At 66.3% G+C, this 17508-nt stretch carries 14 protein-coding genes; 6 read left to right on the plus strand and 8 right to left on the minus strand.

Annotated elements, in window-relative coordinates:
- Positions 1 to 518 precede the first annotated feature (518 nt).
- The 3 genes from AC5P9L_RS17055 to mtgA are packed head-to-tail and all read right to left on the minus strand — an operon-like array spanning position 519 to position 2725.
- Positions 519 to 950: a CBS domain-containing protein gene (locus AC5P9L_RS17055; protein WP_005414236.1), complete on the minus strand. Its 432-nt coding sequence runs from the start codon at positions 948 to 950 to the stop codon at positions 519 to 521.
- A complete protein-coding gene (locus AC5P9L_RS17060; RefSeq protein WP_005410685.1) occupies positions 910 to 1929 on the minus strand; it encodes a glycosyltransferase family 2 protein in 1020 nt (339 codons plus the stop codon). Before AC5P9L_RS17060 ends, AC5P9L_RS17055 begins: the two co-directional genes overlap by 41 nt.
- A gap of 46 nt (positions 1930 to 1975) precedes the next feature.
- On the minus strand, positions 1976 to 2725 hold the full coding sequence (gene mtgA, locus AC5P9L_RS17065; RefSeq protein WP_279915866.1) for a monofunctional biosynthetic peptidoglycan transglycosylase: 750 nt from the start codon (positions 2723 to 2725) through the stop codon (positions 1976 to 1978).
- A 77-nt stretch (positions 2726 to 2802) separates the two neighbouring features.
- Between mtgA and hslO the strand changes: the two genes are divergently transcribed.
- Both hslO and AC5P9L_RS17075 read left to right on the plus strand, forming a co-directional pair.
- Positions 2803 to 3696 carry an Hsp33 family molecular chaperone HslO gene (hslO, locus tag AC5P9L_RS17070; RefSeq protein WP_005414237.1) on the plus strand — a complete coding sequence of 298 codons (894 nt, stop codon included), beginning with the start codon at positions 2803 to 2805 and terminating at the stop codon, positions 3694 to 3696.
- Positions 3697 to 3845: 149 nt separating this feature from the next.
- Positions 3846 to 4658: an XOO1806 family protein gene (locus AC5P9L_RS17075; protein ID WP_171974399.1), complete on the plus strand. Its 813-nt coding sequence runs from the start codon at positions 3846 to 3848 to the stop codon at positions 4656 to 4658.
- 219 nt (positions 4659 to 4877) lie between these two features.
- On the opposite strand, the gene AC5P9L_RS17080 is transcribed toward AC5P9L_RS17075, so the two are convergent.
- Both AC5P9L_RS17080 and AC5P9L_RS17085 read right to left on the minus strand, forming a co-directional pair.
- Complete coding sequence (locus AC5P9L_RS17080) at positions 4878 to 7835, minus strand: TonB-dependent receptor domain-containing protein (protein WP_065184119.1); 2958 nt, start codon at positions 7833 to 7835, stop codon at positions 4878 to 4880.
- Between the two features lie 230 nt (positions 7836 to 8065).
- A complete protein-coding gene (locus tag AC5P9L_RS17085) occupies positions 8066 to 8665 on the minus strand; it encodes a TetR/AcrR family transcriptional regulator (protein WP_005410690.1) in 600 nt (199 codons plus the stop codon).
- 141 nt (positions 8666 to 8806) lie between these two features.
- On the opposite strand from AC5P9L_RS17085, the gene AC5P9L_RS17090 reads away from it, so the two are divergent.
- From AC5P9L_RS17090 to AC5P9L_RS17100, 3 genes are all read left to right on the plus strand, one after another.
- Positions 8807 to 9724, plus strand: a complete 918-nt coding sequence (locus AC5P9L_RS17090) for an alpha/beta fold hydrolase (protein WP_005410691.1) — start codon at positions 8807 to 8809, stop codon at positions 9722 to 9724.
- Positions 9721 to 12198, plus strand: coding sequence for an acyl-CoA dehydrogenase (locus AC5P9L_RS17095; RefSeq protein WP_005410692.1), 2478 nt, complete (start codon positions 9721 to 9723; stop codon positions 12196 to 12198). The genes AC5P9L_RS17090 and AC5P9L_RS17095 overlap by 4 nt, the downstream gene beginning before the upstream one ends.
- A gap of 76 nt (positions 12199 to 12274) precedes the next feature.
- Positions 12275 to 12742, plus strand: coding sequence for a hotdog fold domain-containing protein (locus tag AC5P9L_RS17100; protein ID WP_005410693.1), 468 nt, complete (start codon positions 12275 to 12277; stop codon positions 12740 to 12742).
- A gap of 500 nt (positions 12743 to 13242) precedes the next feature.
- Here AC5P9L_RS17100 and AC5P9L_RS17105 read toward each other — a convergent pair whose 3' ends face one another.
- Together AC5P9L_RS17105 and AC5P9L_RS17110 are read right to left on the minus strand one after the other, a co-directional pair.
- Positions 13243 to 13593, minus strand: coding sequence for a DUF1304 domain-containing protein (locus tag AC5P9L_RS17105; protein WP_012481032.1), 351 nt, complete (start codon positions 13591 to 13593; stop codon positions 13243 to 13245).
- A 42-nt stretch (positions 13594 to 13635) separates the two neighbouring features.
- Positions 13636 to 14925 (minus strand): NTP/NDP exchange transporter, encoded by a 1290-nt coding sequence (locus tag AC5P9L_RS17110; RefSeq protein ID WP_176394319.1) that lies wholly within the window; start codon positions 14923 to 14925, stop codon positions 13636 to 13638.
- 324 nt (positions 14926 to 15249) lie between these two features.
- Between AC5P9L_RS17110 and AC5P9L_RS17115 the strand changes: the two genes are divergently transcribed.
- On the plus strand, positions 15250 to 16650 hold the full coding sequence (locus AC5P9L_RS17115; RefSeq protein ID WP_005410697.1) for a serine hydrolase domain-containing protein: 1401 nt from the start codon (positions 15250 to 15252) through the stop codon (positions 16648 to 16650).
- Between the two features lie 99 nt (positions 16651 to 16749).
- Here AC5P9L_RS17115 and AC5P9L_RS17120 read toward each other — a convergent pair whose 3' ends face one another.
- Positions 16750 to 17508 (minus strand): SDR family NAD(P)-dependent oxidoreductase, encoded by a 759-nt coding sequence (locus AC5P9L_RS17120; RefSeq protein WP_062607967.1) that lies wholly within the window; start codon positions 17506 to 17508, stop codon positions 16750 to 16752.

Genomic DNA, 17508 nt, shown 5'->3' on the forward strand with positions numbered 1-17508 from the left:
GCAACTGTTCGGGCGGATCAAGGGAGATTCCGGCGTGGGCGCCAAGCTACATGGCGATCGTCGAGATCCAGGCTCGTACGGCGGCCCACGCCGGCTCTCGACACCTACGCTGACAGATTTTCATCAGATAAGGCTCGGTCGGCGCATCCATGCGCCTCACGGTCCTGCCTGCCGCCTTGCTCCGGCTCCGGACAGTTTCCTGCGCGCGCGGAACGAGAGCGAAATTCAAAGTCAAAAAAAAAAGCAAAGTCAAAAGCTGTTGCCAACCAAGGTTGGCATCTACCAGGAGCGGGGGATCGGCACTGAAACGCACCGCGCTCGCGGGAACGTGTCCAGAGGCGGAGGACCCTGCCCAGCCGCACCCTCCGCCTCCCAACGTATCAGGAAGGCGCTGCTTTGGCTTTGGCTTTGGCTTTGGCTTTGGCTTTGGCTTTAGCTTTGGCTTTAGCTTTGGCTTTGACTTTGGCTTTGAGCTTCGAAAAGCGGGCTGGCGGGCCGCAGGCCCGCCAGCGAAAAACTCATCCCGCCACGATGTACTGCTGCAGCTGATCCAGCTCCCTGCGCTGCGCATCGATCACCGACTTCACCAGGTCGCCAATGGAAATCACCCCCAGCACCTGCGCGCCCTCCACCACCGGCAGGTGGCGGATGCGGTAGTCGGTCACCAGCTGCAGGCAATGCTCCACCTGTTCGCCCGGCGACACCGTCACCACCTGCGTCGTCATGATCTCGGCCACCGCCGTATCGCGCGAAGAACGATCACGCAACACGATCTTGCGCGCGTAATCGCGCTCCGAAAGGATCCCGACCAACCGTGGCCCGTCCATCACCAGGACCGCGCCAATGCCCTTTTCCGCCATCAACCGGATCGCATCGATCACCGCCGCATCCGGCGCGACCGCATGTACTTCAGGAGACTTGCCGTCCAACAGTTGCCGTACCGTGGTCATCTGCCTGCCCTCCGAGGGTGGGTTGCAGAGCCGAGTCTGCCACGGCGGATGCTAGCCACGCGTCAACCAGGTACAACGGCCGCTGCTTGGACTCTTCGTACAGGCGCCCCAGGTACTCACCGATCAGGCCCAGCGCGATCAACTGCACCCCGCCCAGGAACAGGATCACCGCCATCATCGTCGGCCAGCCCGCCACCCGGTCGCCGTACAGCGCGGCCTTGACGATCACCCACATGCCGAACACGAAGGCCACCGCCGCGGTTGCCAGCCCCAGGTAGGTCGCCGCGCGCAGGGGCACGGTCGAGAACCCGGTGATGCCTTCCAGGGCGAAGTTCCACAGCCGCCACAGGCTGAACTTGCTGGTGCCGGCCACGCGTGCGTGGCGGTGGTAGGGCACCGCCACGCGCTTGAAACCCACCCAGCTGAAAAGCCCCTTCATGAAACGATGGCGCTCACGCATCTCGCGCAGCGCACTCAGCGCGCGTGGTGACAGCAGGCGGAAATCCCCGGTGTCGGCCGGGATCGGCGTACGCGAAAGGCGCCCCATCACGCGGTAGAAGATCGCCGCCGTGGCACGCTTGATCCAGGCCTCGCCATCGCGCGCCAGGCGCGTGCCATAGACGTTGTCATGGCCCTCGCGCCAGCGCGCGACGAACTGCGGCACAAGCTCCGGCGGGTCCTGGCCATCGGCATCCAGGATCATCGCCGCCCCTTCGCGCACCAGGTCCAGGCCAGCGGTCAGTGCGGCTTCCTTGCCGAAATTGCGCGACAGCTTCAGCGCGGAGACCCGCGCGTCGGATTGGGCCAGGCGGGCGATCACCTCCCAGGTCCCGTCATGGCTGCCGTCGTCCACGTACAGAATGTGGCCGTCGATGTCGGGCAGCGCGTCGAGCACCGCGCACAACCGCGGATGCAGCAACGGCAGTGCCAGGGCCTCGTTGTAGGCGGCGATGACGAAAGTGAGCCGTTCGCGGGTCATGCCCGGATTGTACGTTGCCGCCGGCCGTAGATCAGGCGGCGCGCGCTCACTCTTCCGAAAGGTACGCGGCCCCGCCCAGCTGCCGTGCCTGGCGCTGGATCCAGGCGGCGCGCCGCTGCACGTACGGCCCTGGCTTTGCGGCGTTGTAGCGCCGCGGTGCCGGCAGCACCGCCGCCAACCGCGCGCTATCGGCCGGGCTCAACCTGGCCGCGTCCTTGCCCCAGAACTTCTGCGCCGCCGCCTGAGCTCCGTACACGCCATCACCGAACTCGGCGATGTTGGCGTACATCTCCAGGATGCGCTCCTTTGGCCACAGCGCTTCGATCAGCACGGTGTACCAGACCTCCGGCCCCTTGCGGATCCAGCTGCGGCCCTGCCAGAGGAACAGGTTCTTGGCCACCTGCTGACTGATCGTGCTGGCGCCACGCAGTCGCCCGCCCTTGGCATTGTGGTCGCGGGCCTTCTCGATGGCCTGCAGGTCGAAGCCGTTGTGGTCGGGGAAACGCTGGTCCTCAGCGGCCACCAGCGAAATCGGCAGGCTCGGCGCCATCTGGTCAAGGTCGCGCCACTGGTAATGCAGGCGATAGGACCAATCGGCCTCGCCCAGCGCCTCGCCATAGCGCCACAGCATCACCATGGACACGGGCGGGTCGATGAACCGCAGCACCAGGACCTGCAGGCAGCTGAAAGCAGCCAGCAGCACCGGCAGCCACAGCAGCCGTTTCCAGCGCCAGCGCCTGCGGCGTGGGCCTTCTACGACAGCTTCCACCTTGTGCTGCTCTCCCCCTGCCCCCATTACTGGTGCATCCTTCTTCTATCTGGTTGTCGGCGCATTATCCGGCAACTGCCCCCGTTTACGCGCGATGTGAGCCGATGACCGCCAACTCCGATTCCCTGATCCGCTTCCTGCTCCCCGACGCCGGCGTCCGCGGCGTCCACGTGCGCCTGCAGGCTACCTGGCAGGAGATCCTGTCCCACGCCGAGTACCCGGATACCGCCGCCGAACTGCTCGGCGAGGCCTGCGTGGCCTCGGCGCTGTTCACCGGCCATACCAAGATCGATGGACGCCTGTCGATCCAGCTGCGCAGCAGCACTGCCCTGCGCACCCTGTTCGCCGAATGCACCGCCGCCGGCACCCTGCGCGGCATCGCCCAGCTCAGCGAAGGCGGCGACGCGCCGCGCGACCTGTCCAGCCTGGGCGATGACGCGATCCTCGCCATCACCATCGAGAACCCCGGCCTGGACCCGCGTGAACCACAGCGCTACCAGAGCCTGGTCGGACTGACCGCACCGGAGCTGGACGAGGCCTTCGAGGACTACTTCCGCCAGTCCGAGCAGCTGCCGACCCGCCTGCTGCTGGCGGCCGACCGCAATGGTGCCGCCGGCCTGCTGCTGCAGAAGCTGCCGGGCGACGAGGGCGACGAGGACGGCTGGGCGCGCGCCAGCGCCCTGTTCGAGACCCTGGGCAAGGCCGAACTGCTGGCCACCCCGGCCGAGCAGCTGCTGCACCGCCTGTTCCACGAGGAGAAGCCGGCGCTGATGGGCGAAAAGCCGCTGTCCTTTGCCTGCTCCTGTTCCCGCGAGCGGGTGGCGGCGATGCTGCAGTCGCTGGGTGAGGAAGAGGCCCGTGCAGCGGCTGCAGACACCGGCGCCGTCGAGGTCCGTTGCGAATTCTGCGGGCGTGAGTATCACTTTCCATTGACGGAGTTCGGCATACTGTTCCACGGCGCCCAGGGGGCTGTACCGGCGCCTGAACGGCTTCAATGAACGGCAGTCTTGTACCTGGGGAGGATCAAGGCTTGTTAAGAATTCATAAACACCCTAGGATCAAGTTCCCGTCCCCACGGGAACTTCCGTTGTCCGTCCCTGTCTGAACTGGTCCGATGCGTACCTTCCTGCGTCTACCGCTGGCCATGATGATCGCCCTTGGCGCGATCACGGGCGTGCATGCGCAGAGCAAGGACACCCGCACCGTGCTGCCGGTATGGAACAAGGGCAGCGGCAAGGTCGAGGCCCTGCTGTACCTGGAGCCGACCGGTGAGCAGGCGGCCGGGGCGCGTTGGCATTTCGGCCGCAACTCGCTGGATGCGGCCTTTGGCCTGTCCTCCGGCGATTCGCTGGGCCTGCTCTGCAGCAGCAGCGGGACCAGCATGAGCGGTCTGGCCAGCCACTGCATGCTGGCCAGCCTCGGCGACGAGGACGACCTCAACAGCCGGCGTTTCACCGGCACCGCCGCATTGAACCGTGGCAGCAGCCGCCTCGGCATCACCGCCGGCACCGGCCGTGAAACCCTGCCGGCATGGCTGGCAGGCCCGAACAAGACCCCTTCGCTGCGCGCCGAGCAGAATGACCTGACCGTGTTCGCGCAGAAGAACATCGGCCGCGAAGGCTTCGTGTCCATCGCCGGCACCTACGCCAAGGCCCGCCTGGTGCCGCTGGCCGACGCCTCGCCGGCCATTGCCGACCGCTGGGACAGCAAGAGCCTGAGCATCGGCGCCGGCTACGGCAATTTCAGCGGCAGCATCATCGGCCGCGTCATCGACGTGCCCGGCAAGCCCGGCAAGTGGGAAGGCCTGGGTATCGGCCTGACCTGGCGCACGCCATGGTCCGGCCAGCTCACCGTGGGCGCCGAGAACGTGATCAGCCGCGGCAAGAATCCGTTCTCGCCACGCAACGAAAGCAACGACGACGGCACCGTGCCGTACGTGCGCTACGAGCAGGACCTGTAAGCTCCCTGCTGCCTCACCGCGACGTTTCCGCGCGCGCTCCCTTCGCCCATCCCCGTAATGACACCTCGCCGCCACCACGCGGCGATGCGCAAGCGCCTGTGCGCGGCCTGGTCCAGCACGGCTGCGCAAAGGCCTGCGCCATCAAGCCTGGCTGCCCCATGAAAAAAGCCACGCCCCTTTCGGGGCGTGGCCATGTCACACGTACATATTACGCCGCGATCAGAAGCGCTGGGTGTACTTCATGTACAGGAAGCGACCGATGTCGAAGCCACCGTAGTAGGAGACGTTCGCGCTCGGCTGGCTGTACATGGTAGGGCCCACGCGGCCGAACACGTTGTTGGCACCCACGGCCACGGTCGCATTCCACGGTGCGTTCCAGCGCAGCTGGACGTCGTTGAACACGGTCGCGCCACGCTGGTTGGTCGCGCTGCCCACCGCCACGCCCTGGTTGTTCGGCGAAGCGTAGTTCGGCAGGTTGCACTCTTCCGGGAACGTCACGGCACTCAGGCACGCTTCCTTCATGCCGGAGAAGTAACGGACGGTCCAGCTGGCGCCGAAGTCACCCATTTCCCAACCCAGGTTCAGGTTCGAACGCACGCGGAAGGCGTAGCCAGCCCAGCCCACGCCGGTGCGGGGGTTCGGGTGGGTGACCGCGTTCTTGGTGGTGACCAGGTCATCACGCGAGGTGTAGGTGCTGGTCCACTGCGCGCTGAAGTTGCCGAAACGATCGGTCGGCAGGCGGTAGCTGACATCCAGGTCGAAGCCTTCCACCTCGCGGTAACCGGCGTTGATGCCGGTGCGCTTGAGGTTGTTGACGATGCCGGTCACCGGGTCACGCGTGAACGCCGAGCAGCGTGCCGCGATGTCGTTGATGTAGCAGTCGTTGAGGATCAGGTTGGCCGTGTCCGAGATGATGGTGTTCTCGACGCGGATTTCCCACCAGTCCAGCGACATGTTGAAGTTCTGGATGAAACCCGGGCTCCAGACGAAGCCCAGGGTCTTGGACGTCGAGGTTTCCGGGGTCAGCTGGTCGTTGGAGCCGGAGACGAAGGCCAGCGGGGTTTGCGACGATGCAGCGGTGGTCGGGGTGAAGCCCTGCTGCTGCTGGCGGAAGTTGGCTGCATTTACGCCAGCCGGCAGTGCGGCGGCGCAACGGGCACGCACCGCAGCGTTGGTGCGCGAAGCACCGTAGACCACGTCGCACGGATCGGTGAAGAAGTCGAACGACTGCGAACCGCCGCTGTACAGGTCGGCGATGGTCGGGGCACGGAAGCCTTCCGCCCAGGTACCGCGGATGAGCAGCGAGTCGATCGGCTTCCACTTGAAGCCGAACTTGCTGTTCAGCGTGGTGCCGAAGGTGTCGTAGTCCGAATGGCGGGTGGCCGCGTTGAGGCTCAGCTCGCGGGCGCCCGGCAGGTCGGCCAGGATCGGCACGTTGAACTCGGCATAGACTTCGTCAACCTTGTAGCCACCACCGGTGGGGAAGTTGGCCAGGCCGGAGGTGTTGCCCGACTGCACCAGCGCGTCCGGGCTGAAGCTGCCGGTTTCCTTGCGGTGCTCGACACCCACGGCGAAGCCCAGGTCGCCGGCAGGCAGGGTGAACAGGCTGCCGGCCAGGTTGGCGGTGATGACCTTGGTGGTGGTCTCGGCGGTGGAGTGCGCGGACGGGAACAGCAGGTTCTGCAGGGCGGTGTTGCCGGTCAATGCGCCGTTGGCACCGTTGCTCTGGATGCCGGCGTGCAGGAACGGGTTGTACGGCACGCACTGGTTCAGCCCGATCGGGTTGGCCACGGTACCGCACTGCGCCACGCCGCTGCTGTTGATGAAGGACGGACCCACCGCCGCACGCAGCGCGGTCAGGTTGAGGTCGCCGGTGCTGGTCTGGACCAGCTTGTTGTTGTTGTACAGGTAGCCGACATCCCAGTCGAACAGGCGGTCGGAGAACTCGAAGCTGCCTTCCAGGCCGCCGCTGAAGCGGAAGGTGGTCAGCTCGGCGCGGGTGTTGCGCGGCACTTCCGAAGTACGACGCCACCAGTTGGCGATGTCAGCACCCAGCGGATTGAACACACTGCTGGCCGAAATCGGCGAACCGAAGGCCAGTGCGCCGTACGGGTAGCCGGCGATCTGGCGGTTCGAATCGCGGAAGCTGTACAGCATGTTGGTGCGCAGGCGCACGTTGTCGGTCAGGTCGTAGATGCCATCGACGAACACTGCACGGCGTTCCTGCGGGGTACGCAGGTCGGTCTGCAGGTTCGTGTTGGTCTTGTCCTTGGTGGAGAAGCTGTTGACGTTCTGCGCGACGTAGTCGGCCTTGTTGTTCGCGTTGCCACCCTCACGCAGGATCACGCGCACTTCGCGGTTCGGGTTGGATGCGCTGGCGGCCGGATAGGTGACGCCCGGCAGCCCATCGGCCGGACGGCTGACGAAACCGCCGAACTCACCGACGGTGGTCCAACCGAAGTCCGGGTGGTTGGAGCTGCGCGGGAACGCACCGTACGGACGATCGGCCGCCCGCACCTTGTCTTCCTTGGCGTACTCGGCACCGATGGTCAGCGAACCGCGCTCACCCTTCACGCCCATGGTGAAGTCCATGGTGCGGGTGGCACCGTCGCCTTCACTGTACTGGCCGTAGTAGACGCTGCCGGTGGCGCCTTCGAAGTTGGTACGGGTGATGATGTTGATGACGCCGGCGATGGCATCGGAACCGTAGATCGACGAAGCGCCGTCCTTCAGCACTTCGATGCGCTCGATGGCCGAGACCGGCACGGTCGAGATGTCCTGCAGGCCACCGGTGGTGATGCCCAGGCGCTTGCCGTTGAGCAGCACCAAGGTGCGGGTGGCGCCCAGGTCACGCAGGCTGATGTAGGTGCCGCCGACGGCTTCGCCCGAGGACAGCGGCTGGGCACGGCTGATCGGCGGCGTACCCACGGCGCTGATGTTCTGCAGGATGTCAGCGACCGACGAGAAGCCCTGCTTCTCGATGTCAGCGCGGTTGAGGGTCAGGACCGGCTGGGCGGTTTCGACGTCGACGGTACGGATGCGCGAACCGGTGACTTCGATGCGGTCCAGGTTGGTGGCGGTCTGGGCAGACGCCACCCCGGTACCGGCAACGGATGCGGCGCTGGCGGCCAGCGCAACGCACACTGCATCGCGCAGCTTGTTGCTGTTCAACTTCATGGGCTCTCTCTCCATGGATCTTGGGTTGTGTGCTGAGTCCAACCGACGTGCCCCAAAAGGGAGGCACAAAAAACGGCTGGTGACCCGATAGTAGCCACACTTCATCTGGAATTAAAGAGTCGTTAAGAAAATGCCCAAATCGCGTGAAACCAGCCTCACCACGACATACGTTGGCGCATTGAGGTCGCCTGCAAGGCGCATTCGGCACTTGCAGGGCGCCATTCTCCCATTCAGCTGGGAATGAGCGTCTCGATCAGATGCTCGACATAGGCCTCGAAATCCTCGCGGGCCTGCTTGGGTTGCTGCAGCTGCAGCGACAGCTGCAGGAAGCCGACGTAGGCGGCATAGGCCAGGCGCGCGCGATGCCGTGCATCGGTGGAGCTGAGCCCGGCCTGGCGGAACGAAGCAACCAGGTAGTCGAGCCGGCGCTGCGAAACGCGGTCGATCACCGGGCGCACCATCGGGTGGTCCAGCGCCTTCAGCAGTTCGCTGTAGATGATGTGCGGCTGCACTTCGTGCGCGACCATCTGGAACAGCTGGCGCAGGCGCACGCGCGGATCCGGCACGTCCTCCAGGCTGCCGAACACCTGTTCCTGTTCGAACAGTTCCCAGCGTTCCAGCGCCGCCTGCAGCAGTGCATCACGCGAGGGGAAGTGCCAGTAGAAACTGCCCTTGGTCACACCCAGGCGCCGCGCCAACGGTTCCACCGCGACGGCCCCCACACCTTGTTCAGCAATCAGATCGAGAGCGGCCTGGGCCCAGTCTTCGGCACTCAGGCGGCTGTTGCGGCCGGCGCGCGGTTCGCCGGCGGAAGCGTCAGGTTGATTCATGGGCTGATTTAACCATACGCCGGGGTTCGTTGCAGTACGCGGTTGCGGCCGAAACCGTCGCGACGCCCGCCTGGGCACCTGCCGCAGCGCACCATACCGTGCAGTATTGACTTCCCTCACAAGCGATCCATACTAGCAAGTATGGTTACGTCCCCTACTCCCGCTGCGTTCCATGATCTTCGCCTGGAGGCCGCCCATGGCGCACGCCTGGCCGCAACCGCCAGCGACCACGGCCGCCGTGGCCGCGTGTTGTTCGCGCATGGCTTCGGCCAGACCCGGCACGCATGGAACGCCACCGCGCGGGCCCTGTCTGCGGCGGGGCTGCAGACGCTGGCCTACGACGCCCGTGGCCACGGCGATTCGGACTGGAATTCTGCCGAACTGCCCTATCACGGCGAGCAGTTCGCTGATGACCTGATCGTGCTGGCCGGGGAACAGCCACGCCCGCCGGTGCTGGTCGCAGCCTCGATGGGCGGCCTGTTCGGCCTGCTGGCCGAATCGCGCTGGCCGGGCCTGTTCTCGGCGATGGTGCTGGTGGACATCACCCCGCGTTGGGATACCGCCGGTGTTGAACGCATCCTGGCCTTCATGACCGCCCATCCCGACGGCTTTGCCTCGCTCACCCAGGCCGCCGATGTGATCTCGGCCTACATGCCGCACCGTCCGCGCAAATCCGAGCAGTCGCTGCGCGCACTGCTGCGCGAGGACGGCCACGGCCGCTGGCGTTGGCACTGGGACCCGCGCCTGGTGGCTGAACTGGCGCGCGACAGCGAGCAGCACCAGGATGCGCTGGCCGAGGCCGCACGCCAGGTGAAGTGCCCGCTGCTGCTGGTCAGCGGCGGCCGAAGCGACCTGGTCACGCCACAGACCGTGGCCGAATTCCTGGCGTTGGCGCCGCACGCGCGTCATGTACAGCTGCCGCAGGCCACGCACATGGTCGCCGGCGATGACAACGACGCCTTTACCGCTACTGTGTTGGACTATCTGGACGTGTTGCCCGCAGCGGATGCTGCAGCTTCGTCCGCCACAAACGAGCACGTCACCGGAGCACGCTCATGAGCATCGTTCTTCCCTTCCTCGCCCTGCTGCTGGCAGGCGCGTTCGTCGCCTACCACCGCATGCGGCTGGTTACCTGGACGCTGATCAGCGTGGCCCTGCTGGTCGCCTGCTGGTTCATTCCCTACGTCAACCAGACCGCCACGATCGTGGCTGCCGCCGTATTGGCCGTCATCGCCGTGCCGCTGCTGCTGCCGTTCATCCGCAAGCCGCTGCTGACCGGCCCGATGATGAAGGTGTTCCGCAAGGTGCTGCCGCCGCTGTCGCAGACCGAGCGCATCGCGCTGGAAACCGGCTCGGTTGGCTTCGAGGGCGAACTGTTCACCGGTGATCCGGACTGGAACATCCTGCTCAATTACCCCAAGCCGCAGCTGACCGCCGAAGAACAGGCCTTCCTCGATGGCCCGGTCGAAGAGCTGTGCACGATGGTCAACGACTGGGAAATCACCCACGTCCACGCTGACCTGCCGCCGGAGCTGTGGGCCTTCATCAAGAAGAACAAGTTCTTCGGCATGATCATCCCGAAGGAATATGGCGGCCTGGGCTTCTCTGCGCTGGCCCACCACAAGGTGATCCAGAAGCTGGCCTCGGTGTCCTCGGTGGTCAGCTCGACCGTCGGTGTGCCCAACTCGCTGGGCCCGGGTGAACTGCTGGTGCATTACGGCACCCAGGAACAGAAGGACCAGTACCTGCCGCGCCTGGCCGATGGTCGCGAAGTGCCCTGCTTCGGCCTGACCGGTCCGTTCGCCGGCTCCGACGCCACCTCGATTCCGGACTACGGCATCGTCTGCAGGGGCGAGTGGAACGGCGAGCAGGTGCTCGGCGTCAAGCTGACCTTCGACAAGCGTTACATCACCCTGGCCCCGGTCGCTTCGCTGATCGGCCTGGCCTTCCGCATGTACGACCCGGATGGCCTGATCGGCGACACCCGCGACATCGGCATCACCCTGGGCCTGCTGCCGCGCGACACCGCCGGCGTTGAAATCGGCCGTCGCCACTTCCCGCTGAACTCGACGTTCCAGAACGGCCCGATCCGCGGCAAGGACGTGTTCATTCCGCTGACCCAGCTGATCGGTGGCGCGGCCATGGCTGGCAAGGGCTGGAACATGCTCAACGAGTGCCTGGCCGTGGGCCGCTCGATCACCCTGCCGTCCACCGCCAGCGGCGGTGCCAAGGCCGGTGCCGCCGTGACCGGCGCCTATGCACGCATCCGCAAGCAGTTCGGCCTGTCGGTCGGCCGCTTCGAAGGCGTGGAAGAAGCGCTGGCCCGCATCGGCGGCAAGGCGTACAAGATCAGCGCGCTGTCGCAGGCCACCGCTGCTGCAGTCGACCGTGGTGACGTGCCGTCGGTACCGTCGGCGATCGCCAAGTACCACTGCACCACCATGAGCCGCGAAGTGATCTCGGACATGATGGACGTGATCGGCGGCAAGGGCATCATCCTGGGGCCGCGCAACTTCGCCGGCCGCAGCTGGCAGGCCGCGCCGATCGCGATCACCGTGGAAGGCGCCAACATCATGACCCGCAGCCTGCTGATCTTCGGCCAGGGTGCGATCCTCTGCCACCCGTGGGTACTGAAGGAAATGAAGGCCGCGCAGGATCCGGATACCCGTGCCGGCCTGCAGGACTTCGACCGCAGCCTGTTCGGCCACATCCGCTTCGGCATCTCCAATGCCGTGCGCTCGTTCTGGTTTGGCCTGACCGGCGCGCGCTTCGGCGCCGCCCCGGGTGACGCCTACACCCGCCGCTACTTCCGCAAGCTGGACCGTTACTCGGCCAACCTGGCGCTGATGGCCGACATCTCGATGATGACCCTCGGCGGCAAGCTGAAGTTCAAGGAATCGCTGTCCGGCCGCCTGGGCGACGTGCTGAGCCACGTCTACATGACCAGCGCCATGCTCAAGCGCTACCACGATGAAGGCGCACCGCAGGCCGACCAGCCGCTGCTGGCCTGGGCCTTCCATGACAGCGTGCACAAGATCGAGGAATCGCTGTCGGCGGCCCTGCGCAACTTCCCGATCCGTCCGATCGGCTGGCTGATGTGGGCGCTGATCTTCCCGCTGGGCCGTCGTGCCGAGGCCCCGGGCGACCGCCTGAGCCGCCGCGTCGCCGCCCTGCTGATGGCGCCGAACGAAGCCCGCGACCGCCTGGCCAGTGGCGTGTTCCTGACCCCGTGCGAGAACAACCCGGGTGGCCGCATCAACAGCTACCTGAGCAAGGCGATCATGGCCGAGCCGGTGGAGCGCAAGTTCCTGAAGGCGCTGAAGAGCAAGGGCATCGAGGCGCTGGACTTCAAGAGCCAGCTGGACGAAGCCGTGGCCGAGGGCGTGATCACCCAGGACGAGCGCAGCCTGCTGGAAGAGCTGCGCACGCTGACCCTGGATACGATCACCGTGGACGACTTCGACACCCACGAACTGCGCGCGGCCAGCTACTACGACCGCCAGCACAAGGATCCGCATTCGCAGGCCGCCTGATCGCCCGCGATACGCGTTGCCTTCGACGGCGGGCCTCGGCCCGCCGTCGCTCTATCCGACGACCGGAACACCGACCATGTCCACGCCTCTGCTCTCGCTCTACCACCGGCTGCAACGCTGGCCTGCCGGCACCTGGCTGTTCTCGCGCGCGGTCTGCTTCAAGGCGCCCTACTTCGCCAGCATCGCGCCGCGCATCACCCGCCTGGAACACGGCCGCTGCGAAGGCACGCTGGCCGACCGCCGCAGGGTGCGCAACCACATCGGCACGGTGCACGCGATCGCGATGTGCAACCTGGCCGAACTGACCGCCGGGCTGATGGTCGACGCCTCGCTGCCGAAGGGCATGCGCTGGATTCCGAAGGGGATGCAGGTGCAGTACCTGGCCAAGGCACGGGGCATGCTGCAGGCGGTGGCATTGCCGGCCCAGCCGATCGTGGCCGCTGCCGAGGGCTATGCACTGCCGGTGACGGTGAGTGTGCGCGACCGCGCGGGGACGGAGGTGTTCAGCGCGGTCATCGACATGTGGATGTCGCCGGCGAAGTAGTGTTCCGGCGAACGGCGCAGCCCCTCGTGGGTGGACGGTTGATCGCGGAAAGCTTTGGTTTGGCTGGGGGCGGTGAGTTCGCGGGGGACGCCGTGAACCCGTCCTTGGGGGCTTGGCCGCGGCATCCATGCCGCGGACACCCCCGCGAACTCACCGCCCCCAGCCTCTGACAGATTTCTGCGGCGTCCACCAACGCAAGAGAAAAATAAGAACAAAAGCAAAAGCGGCCCACTGGCCGCTTTTTTCATGCGCGCAGAACCCACGAGCGCAGCGACCCGCTGTTGCTCTTGATCTTCTTTTTCTTCTCCGTGGGCTGGCCGCACACGGAACCTGTCCGGGGTCGGGCGGATGGGCTGGGCAGGGGTGTCCGCGGCATGGATGCCGCGGCCAAGCCCCCAGGGACGGGTTTACGGCGTCCCCTGCCCAGCCCATCCGCCCGGCCAGATCCACGACCCGCATTCCGCGACCAACCCACGAGGGGCTGCGCCGTTGGCTGGAAACTACGCCAGCGCGCGAAACACCAGCGCCAGGATCGCCGGCACCGCCTGGATCATGAAAATGCGGCGGCTCACGCTGTAGGCGCCATAGCACCCTGCCACCACCACGCAGGCCAGCGAGAACGTCACCAGCACCGGCTGCCCGATCACCAGCCCCACCCCGATGCCCGCCGCCAGGAAGCCGTTGTAGAGGCCCTGGTTGGCCGCCAGCACCCGCGTGGTCTCCGCCTTCTCCGGCGTGTTGCGGAAGGTCTTCAGGCCCAGCGGGCGGGTCCACAGGAACATCTCCAGCACCAGGAAATAAACGTGCAGCAAGGCGACGAGCAACGTCAGGGTGAGTGCGATCCAGTACATGGGCAGTTCCTTGGACAGGGATGGGGATCGGGCCCCGGAAAATCAGCGGTCGCGCGGCAGTTTCTTTTCTTCGCGCAGTACACCGAACGCGGCTGCGGTCATGCACGCGGCCACCAGCATGCCGCCGATGAACACCACGTGCGAGCCGAACAATGACAGGCCCTTGTGCACCCAGGCAAAGCTCAGGTCCGCACCGCGGTAGACCACGGTGTCGATCGCTGCGCCGGCCTTGTAGCGCCACTGCCGGTCCACGCGCGTGTAGATGGTCTCGCGCGCCGGCTTGGCCAGTGCAAATTCGCTGGCGCGGGTCATCACCTGCACCACCGCGACCATCAACGGCATCGGCGAGGCTGCCAGCACCGAGAAGCCGATCAGGATCGCGAAACCGGGAATCAGCAGCGCCGGCGCGATGCCGTGGCGCGACAGCAGCCAGCGGGTCAGGCCCACCTGCATCAGCAGCGCCAGCGCGTTCACCGCCAGGTCGATGCGCGAGAAGAACGCGGTACTGGCCGCCGGATCGGTGAACGCCGCGCGCACGATTGCAGCCTGCTGGTTGTAGAGCAGCGTCCCCACGCCCACGCCGAACACCACCATGATCGCCAGCCAGCGCAGCAACGGCTCGCGCACGATCAGTTTCAGGCCATCCAGCACGCTGCCGCCCATCGGCGTTTCGCCCGATACCAACTGCTGCTCCTGCTCGCGCAGCACCGCCCAGTGCCGCAGGCGCCAGATGCAGAACAAGCAGATCGCCAGGAAACCGGCCGACACCAGCATCAGGTTGGCGATGCCCACGCGCTGCACCAGCGCACTGGTGATGACCGGACCAAGGAAGGCTCCGACGGTGCCCGCCGCGCCGATGTAGCCATAGAAGGCCCGGGCCTGCACATTGGAGAAGACATCGGCCATGAAACTCCAGAACACCGCCACCGCGAACAGGTTGAAGACGGTGATCCAGAAGAAGAAGGCCATGCCGCGGCCAGGCACGCCGCTGTCGAACATCATGTAGAAGCCAAGCAGGGTCACGATGAAGAACCCATACACCGCCGGCAGGAACACCCGTCGCGGGAAGCGGCTGACCAGCCAGCCGTACACCGGCTGCAGCACCAGCATGATCACGAACACGCAGGAGAACAGGAACTGCAGGACGAAGTCCTTCAGCGCGACGCCGTGACTGGCGAACCAGGCAATCAGCACGGGCGGGAACACCGTTTCCAGGTCCGCCGAGGCGGCCATGGCTTCACGCACCGGACGCAACACGTAGTAGCCGCTGAGGAGGCAGAAGAAGTACAGGAACGACCACCACAGCGCCGGGGACTCGCGCAGTGCCGCCATCAGCCCCTGCAGCGGGCCTTTCCCTCGTACCGCGCTCACGCGGCGTCCCTCGCCAGATGACGGCGGTTGGACAGCGGCATGGCAGGCTCCGGGGCAGTGAAGCGCGTACGTTATCCAATGCACTGCAACATCGCCAGCAGGTGGCCGTCTGAAGGCCGCAACGCGGTGTCATGACCGGGTCCGGATGACACGTTCCGATACACGCTTTCGAGGCGTCAAAATCCCAACTTTTTCAACGAGATGCGCATTCATCTTCGCTTTGTTTGTGCACAGAGGAAAAGCGGCGCTAGAATCGCCGTCAGCAGTCGCGCACGGGTCCCACCGATGAAAAAGAACAGCCTGCGTCGTCCGATCCGTTCGGCGGCCACCGGTTTGCTGGGCATGTTGATGCCCGTTGCCTTGTCCACCACCGCGCAGACCCCGCCGCCGTTGCCGCCGATGCCGGCCAACATCGAGTCCGCTGCGGCCACCGCCGTTGCCCACACCCAGCCGGCGGCCTACCGTACCGGGCTGGTGCCGCAGGTGCAGGCGCCCGCCGCAGGCTTCAACGTCGCCAATATCGAATCGATGGCGCAGCAGCTCACCTATGGCGAGCGCGTGCCGGGCATGGCCGTGGCCATCGTGCAGGGCGGCCGCATCCTCAGCGCGCGCGGCTATGGCGTCACTGACGTCAACAATCCGCTGCCGGTCGACGCCCACACCGTGTTCCGCCTGGCTTCGCTGTCCAAGGCCTTCGCCGGCACCATGGCCGGACTGCTGGTCAACGACGGCACGCTGCGCTGGGACAGCAAGGTCACCGACTACGTGCCGGGCTTCCGCCTCAACTCGCCCGAAGCCACCGACCGCCTGACCGTGGCCGATGTGCTCAGCCACCGCGTCGGCCTGCCCTACAACGCCTACGACCGCGACATCGAAGGCAACGCCGAGTACTACGCGCTGACCCAGAAGCTGGCCAACACCAGCCTGAAGTGCCTGCCGGGCGACTGCTACGCCTACCAGAACGTGGCCTTCAGCCTGATCGGCGACGTCGTCTATGCCGCCTCCGGCAGCTTCTACGAGCAGTCGGTCGAGCGCCGCATCTTCAAGCCGCTGGGCATGAACGATGCCAGCCTCGGCCTGGCCGGCATCCAGGCCAGCTCGCGCTGGGCGCGTCCGCACGTGCGCAGCCGCAACGGCTGGGTGTCGCTGACACCGAAGCCGACCTACTACCGCGTGGCTCCGGCCGCTGGCGTCAACGCCAGCGCCAGCGACATGGCGCAGTGGCTGCTGGCGCACACCGGCCATCGCCCCGACGTGCTGCCGGCACCGCTGCTGGCCACCCTGCATTCAAGCCTGATCAACACCCCCGGCGAGATGCGTTCGGGCTGGCGCCGCGAGCGCCTGCACTCGGCCGGCTACGCACTGGGCTGGCGCACCTTCGACTACGCCGGCCACGACGTGGTGTTCCATGCCGGTGCCGTACAGGGCTACCGCGGCCTGGTCGCGCTGGTGCCGGAACGCGATCTCGGCATCGCCATCATGTGGAATGGCGAGAGCGGCCTGCCCAGCGGCCTGCTGCCGACCGTGCTCGATTCCGCGCTCGGTCTGCCGGCACAGCGCTGGCTGGATGTGGACACCGACTTCGGCAGCGACAACCTGATGGCCGAAGGCGCGAGCCCGGCGCAGCAGGACAAGCGCAAGGGCAAGGGCGCCTCGAGCAACCGCGCGGTGGCGTCGCCGCGCTGATCAGGCGAGCGCGACCGTGAGCATGAAGGGCGGCCTGGGGACCGCCCTTTTTGTTGGCTGTTGTGGAATCGAGCCACGCTCGACTCTACAAACGGAGGGCTAATGCGCGAAGTAGTGCATGCCGCCGTCCACCGGAATCACCGCACCGGTGATGTAACCGGCCAGCGGCGAGGCGAGGAATGCCACCAGCGGCGCCACTTCTTCCGGCTCACCGAAGCGTCCGATCGGGATGTTACTGGCGATGAACGCGCGTCGGCTTTCCTCGGCGGGATGCAGGCGGTCCAGGATCTGCGGGCTGTTGATCCGACCCGGCGCAATGGCATTCACCGTGATGCCCTGCCCGGCCACCTCCGACGACAGCCCCTTGCTCCACAGATGCAGCGCTGCCTTCGCCGCGGTGGCGGCATTCACCGAACGGGGCTCCATCGAACCGCTGAAGTTGATCACCCGCCCCCATCCCTGCGCCTGCATCGCCGGCAGCAGTGCCTGGGTCAGCCGTCGTGCGGCAGAGAAGTTCAGCGCCAATGCCTCCTCCCAGATCGTGTCGGCTGCATCGACGGTCGTTGGCCGCGAACCGCCAGCCGCGTTGACCAGGATGTCCACCCGCTGCAACGCCGCCAGCGACGCGTCAGCAATGCGTCGCACGTCCCCGGCGTCGGTGACATCGCCCAGCAGGATGATCGGCGCGGGTGCGCCCGCCGCTTCGATCCCTGCCGCCAGCGCCTGCAGCGGTGCCTGCCGCCGTGACGAGATGGCAACACGTACGCCCTGCGCGGCCAGTTGCCTGGCGACAGCGGCACCGATGCCACTGCCCGCCCCGGTGACCAGCGCTGTGCGTCCCTCAAGATTCAAATCCAT

Source organism: Stenotrophomonas sp. YJH_SMC_64, from assembly GCF_059371375.1.